The sequence below is a fragment of the Collimonas sp. GW821-FHT07E08 genome (assembly GCF_059418905.1).
In genome coordinates, this window is sequence record NZ_JBWKQR010000011.1 from 236128 (window position 1) to 242006 (window position 5879).

Genomic DNA, 5879 nt, shown 5'->3' on the forward strand with positions numbered 1-5879 from the left:
TACTGCTGTTGGTGGTGCTCAGGCCGGTCGAGGTGGAAGTCGACAGCGACGTCACGCTGCTGTTGGCCGTGCTCAAACCGGTGGAAGTTGAAGTCGACAGCGACGTCACGCTGCTGTTGGCCGTGCTCAAGCCGGTAGATGTCGAGGTCGACAGCGAAGCGATGCCGGTGGATGTCGAGGTCGACAACGACGAGACATTGCTGTTGGCCGTACTCAAACCGCTTGATGTGATGGTCGACAGCGAATTCAGCTGGCTGACATTCACAGCGTCGGTGCTGGCTGTACCTGCAGCCAGGTTAGTAATTTTCTGACCGCTATTGTCTATGCCATTGGTGGTGGTCGCGCCGGTAACGGTAAGGCCGGCGGTCGTGATGCCGGTCGACAGCGAAGCAACCGTTGTGCTCAAGCCGGTGGACAGGGATGTCACGCCGCTCTGGGCCGTGCTGATGCCGGTCGACGTCGAAGTCGACAGCGATGTGATGTTGCTGTTGGTGGTACTCAGGCCGGTCGATGTGGAAGTCGACAGCGATGTGACGCTGCTGTTGGTGGTGCTCAAGCCGGTCGAAGCGGAGGTCGACAACGAAACAATTCCGGTCGAGGTTGACGTCGACAACGACGAGACATTGCTGTTAGTGGTACTCAGGCCGGTAGAGGTCGACGTCGACAGCGAAGTTATACCAGTCGAAGCGGAGGTCGACAACGACGAGACATTGCTGTTGGCAGTGCTCAAGCCGGTCGAAGTCGAGGTCGACAGCGAAGCGATGCCGGTGGAGGTCGAAGTCGACAACGACGTGACATTGCTGTTGGCAGTGCTCAGGCCGGTAGATGTCGAAGTCGACAGCGAAGCGATGCCGGTGGAGGTCGAAGTCGACAACGACGAGACATTGCTGTTGGCGGTGCTCAAGCCGGTCGATGTCGAGGTCGACAGCGAAGCGATGCCGGTGGAGGTCGAAGTCGACAACGACGAGGCATTGCTGCTGGCAGTGCTCAGGCCGGTCGATGTCGAAGTCGACAGCGAAGCGATGCCGGTGGAAGTCGAGGTCGACAACGACGAAACACTGCTGTTGGCAGTGCTCAGGCCGGTGGATGTCGAAGTCGACAGCGAAGCGATGCCGGTAGATGTCGAGGTCGACAACGACGAAACACTGCTGTTGGCGGTGCTCAAGCCAGTCGACGCCGAAGTCGACAGTGACACAATGCCGGTCGAAGCCGAAGTCGACAACGACGAGACGCTGCTGTTGGCGGTGCTCAAGCCAGTCGATGCCGAAGTCGACAGCGAGACAATGCCGGTAGAAGCCGAAGTCGACAGCGACGTGACACTGCTGTTGGTGGTGCTCAAGCCAGTCGACGCCGAAGTCGACAGCGAAACAATGCCGGTCGAAGCCGAGGTCGACAGCGAAGCTACACTGCTATTGGTGGTGCTTAAGCCGGTCGAGGTTGAAGTCGACAGCGAAACAATGCCGGTCGAAACCGAGGTCGACAGCGAAGCTACACTGCTATTGGCGGTGCTTAAGCCGGTCGAGGTTGAAGTCGAGAGCGATTTCACATTGCTGCCGGTGGTGCTCAAGCCGGTGGAAACCGAAGCAGACAGAGAGGTGATGCCGGTCGACAGGCTGCCCACCCCCGTGCTCAATTGCGCCACGGTCGCTATATCCTGCTGCGCCGAACCGTCCGCGACATTGGTGATGCGCCGAAGTGCAGCGGCGGAGCCGACAGAAACCTCGGAAAGCGGTGCGGCTGTGCCTGTCAGGAAACCGGCGCCGGTCGGTGCTGCTGCTCCGGTGGTCGAGCCGGCGCCGAGCGCCACGCTGTTGGTGTATGACGCCGTAGCGCCGCGTCCCAGCGCCACGCCCGAAGTCGCCCCTGTCGCCACCGACGACTCGCCGCCTATGGCCAGCCCGTCTGCTGCCAGCGCTTGCGCGCCTTTGGTGGCATTGCCGCCGATCGCCACCGCGCCGGCCGCCCCGGCCTGGGTGGAATTGGCGATGGTCGGCGCCGTGGTGCTGCCGCCGGAACCGATGGCGACAGTATTGGTTTGCGTCGCCTGGCTCAGCAAACCGAGCGCTACGCTGCTGGTGCCTGAAGCGGTCGCTTGCACGCCGACAGCGGTAGCTTGTGTCCCGGCCTGTGCCATGAAGCCCATTGCCGTGCCGTAGTTGCCTTTGACCTGGGTGCCCGTCCCGAACAGTGTCACGGCGGTAAAACCGCCTCCGCTCGCGCCGCAACCCGCAACTATCGAATAATAGTTGCTGCCATCGGTCTGGTACATGGTCGCAGCGCCAGGTGCGGTAAACACCGTGCCGTCCAGGCCCGTGTATGAAGGACCGCAACCGGAACCGCCGCCGTTGGCGATAGTCGCAGCATATCCCGACAAAGGCAGCGCCAGCGTCAATGCCAGCACCGACGCCTTGAGCGGGAGCCCGCCCGCCAGGAGCGCTTCCCACACCGCGCCTTGCGCCGCAGCCGGCGCGCTCGCCGAACGGCTGGAACCGGATCGTTTGCCCTTGGCGGCAGCAAGTTCCGAGACCGCAATCCAGGCCCCCAGGACTTGGCTGTAGACAGTGCGGTAGATTTTATTCATGGTTGGCTCTATACAAAATAACTACGGTTTGCGATAAGGGATCAAGCGGCACGATTTATTTCCACTTGAAGCCGTAGCCAGCGCTGAAGCCTGTCGCACTGCCGGTGGTGCTGGCGCCGGCTCCCCATGCGCTCTGCCCGGTCTTGCTGATCGCCTTGAACTGCAAGGCCAACGCACCGTAACCCTGGTAAGAACCAAGACCCACGCCTACCCCCTTGTCGCCCGCATCCAGGGGCGGCATTACCGCACCCGACAAAGCCATGCTCATGGCGATACCGGAGTAGGCAATGCGCTTGACGTCGCCCAGCTGGTTTTGCACATCGCGCAATTGCGATACGTTCACTGCATCGGTCGGGTTGACGCCTGGCGCGACATTCGTGATGCGGCGCTCGTTGCCGGCGGAACCGACCGATACCGTGTTGGCCTGGTCCGCTACCGAATACGCACCCAGCGCCACCGAACGGTTCGCCGTGGCTTGCGCGCCGGCGCCTGTCGCCACCGCGTCATTACCCGACGCCAATGCGTTCTGGCCGATCGCTACCGTCGGATCGCCGGTCGCCCGTGCATTGTTGCCAATCGCCACCGAGCCGGCTTGCGAAGCCAGCGCACGGAAGCCGACGGCGGTGGTGTTGGTGTCGGTCGCCTGGGCATTCGAGCCGATCGCCGTTGCGCCATCCTTGGTCGCCTGCGCACACAGGCCGGTGCCGGTGGCGTCTATGCCGTTGACGCTGGTGCAGGTGGCGGCGTTCACATTATTGATCGCCGTGCCGCTGGTGCCGCGGGTCCGCACCGTGCCGTCGCTGTTGGCGCCGCCGATGGTCGTCGCGCCGACGGTGCCGCCATTGGCCGTGGCAGCATTGCTGCCGTCGACCAGCGGTTTCAATGCGGTCGACAACGAAGTCGCGCCATTGGCGACATTGTTCAGGCCAGTGGAAAGCGATGACACCTGGCTCAGTCCGGTCGACAGGGAAGAAATACCCGTCGACAAGGAGGCGATCCCGGTCGAGGTTGACGTCGACAGCGAACTCACATTGCTATTCGTCGTCGACAGGCCGGTCGACAGCGAGCCGATGTTCGAGGTAGTGCTGGACAGGCCGGTCGACAGCGAGTTGATGCTGCTGGTGTTGGTCGACAGGGCTGTCGAGGTTGAGGTCGACAGCGAACCGACATTGCTGTTGGTGGTGCTCAGGCTGGTCGACAGCGAACCGAGGCCGGCCGAGGTCGAGGTCGACAGCGAATTGAGCTGGCTGACGTTGACCGCATCGGTGTTTTCCGTACCGGCTGCGACGTTGATGATCTGCCGCTCTTTACCGAAGGAACCGACCGACACCACATTAGACCGGTCCGTGCCAACCACCGACTGGTTGATCGAATTCGCGCCGATGGCCACAGAATTCGAACCGGCGCTTACTTTCGCATCATCCAGGCCATCCTGCTTGCCGTCTGCCTTGAAGTAGTTGGCAACGCCCGATGTCTGCAGGTTGGAGAGGCCGGTCGACAGCGAACCCACATTGCTGTTCACCGTGCTCAATCCGGTGGAAGTCGAGGTCGACAGCGAAACGACATTGCTGTTGGTGGTGCTCAGGCCGGTCGAGGCTGAAGTCGACAAGGAAGCAATTCCCGTCGAGGTTGAGGTCGACAGCGAACTCACGTTGCTGTTGGTGGTGCTCAGGCCGGTCGAAGTTGAAGTCGACAGCGAACTCACGTTGCTGTTGGTGGTGCTCAGGCCGGTCGAGGTGGATGTCGACAGCGAAGTCACGCTGCTGTTGGTTGTGCTCAGGCCGGTCGAGGTGGATGTCGACAGCGAAGCGATGCCGGTCGAAGTCGAAGTGGACAGCGAGCTCACATTGCTGTTCGTGGTGCTCAGGCCGGTGGAGGTCGAGGTCGACAGCGATGCGACATTGCTGTTGGTCGTGCTCAGGCCGGTCGAAGTCGAGGTCGACAGCGAAGTCACGCTGCTGTTGGCCGTGCTCAGGCCGGTCGAAGTCGAGGTCGACAGCGAAGCGATGCCTGTCGACGTTGAGGTCGACAAGGAATCCACGTTGCTGTTTGTCGTGCTCAGGCCGGTGGAGGTCGAGGTCGACAACGAAGTGACACTGCTGTTGGTTGTGCTCAGGCCGGTCGAAGTCGAGGTCGACAACGACGAGACGCTGCTGTTGGTGGTGCTCAAGCCGGTCGAAGTCGAGGTCGACAACGAAGCGATGCCTGTGGAAGCGGAAGTCGACAGCGAGCTCACGTTGCTGTTGGTCGTACTCAGGCCGGTCGAAGTCGAGGTCGACAACGATGCGACATTGCTGTTGGTCGTGCTCAGGCCGGTCGAAGTTGACGTCGACAGCGAAGTCACGCTGCTGTTGGTGGTGCTCAGGCCGGTCGAAGTCGAGGTCGACAGTGAGGCGATACCGGTAGACGTCGAGGTCGACAAGGAATCCACGTTACTGTTGGCAGTGCTCAGACCAGTGGAAGTCGAGGTCGACAGCGAGCTCACATTACTGTTGGTCGTGCTCAGGCCGGTCGAAGTCGAGGTCGACAACGACGAGACGCTGCTGTTGGTGGTGCTCAGGCCGGTCGAAGTCGAGGTCGACAGTGAAGCGATGCCGGTCGAAGTCGAGGTCGATAGCGAACTCACATTGCTGTTGGCAGTGCTCAGGCCGGTCGAAGTTGAAGTCGACAACGACGTGACACTGCTGTTGGTGGTGCTCAAACCGGTCGAGGTGGAAGTCGACAGCGACGTCACGCTGCTGTTGGTGCTGCTCAGGCCGGTCGAAGTCGAAGTCGACAGTGAAGCGATGCCCGTCGAAGTCGAAGTGGACAGCGAGCTCACATTGCTGTTTGTGGTGCTCAGGCCGGTGGAGGTCGATGTCGACAGCGATGCGACATTGCTGTTGGTGGTGCTCAGGCCGGTCGAGGTGGATATCGACAGCGACGTCACGCTGCTGTTGGTCGTGCTCAGGCCGGTCGAAGTCGAGGTCGACAGCGAAGCGATGCCTGTCGACGTTGAGGTCGACAAGGAATCCACGTTGCTGTTGGCTGTGCTCAGGCCGGTGGAGGTCGAGGTCGACAACGAAGTGACACTGCTGTTGGTTGTGCTCAGGCCGGTCGAAGTCGAGGTCGACAACGACGAGACGCTGCTGTTGGTGGTGCTCAAGCCGGTCGAAGTCGAGGTCGACAACGAAGCGATGCCTGTGGAAGCGGAAGTCGACAGCGAGCTCACGTTGCTGTTGGTCGTACTCAGGCCGGTCGAAGTCGAGGTCGACAACGATGCGACATTGCTGTTGGTCGTGCTCAGGCCGGTCGAAGT

1 protein-coding gene and 1 pseudogene are annotated in these 5879 nt (G+C 61.4%); both read right to left on the reverse strand.

The window, feature by feature from the left end; all coding sequences use genetic code 11:
- Positions 1 to 2581: pseudogene (locus tag AC07RZ_RS16380) on the reverse strand (ESPR-type extended signal peptide-containing protein); the annotation flags it as partial.
- Between the two features lie 55 nt (positions 2582 to 2636).
- On the reverse strand, positions 2637 to 5879 hold a 3243-nt coding region (locus AC07RZ_RS16385; RefSeq protein WP_494668708.1), incomplete at its 5' end, for a YadA family autotransporter adhesin.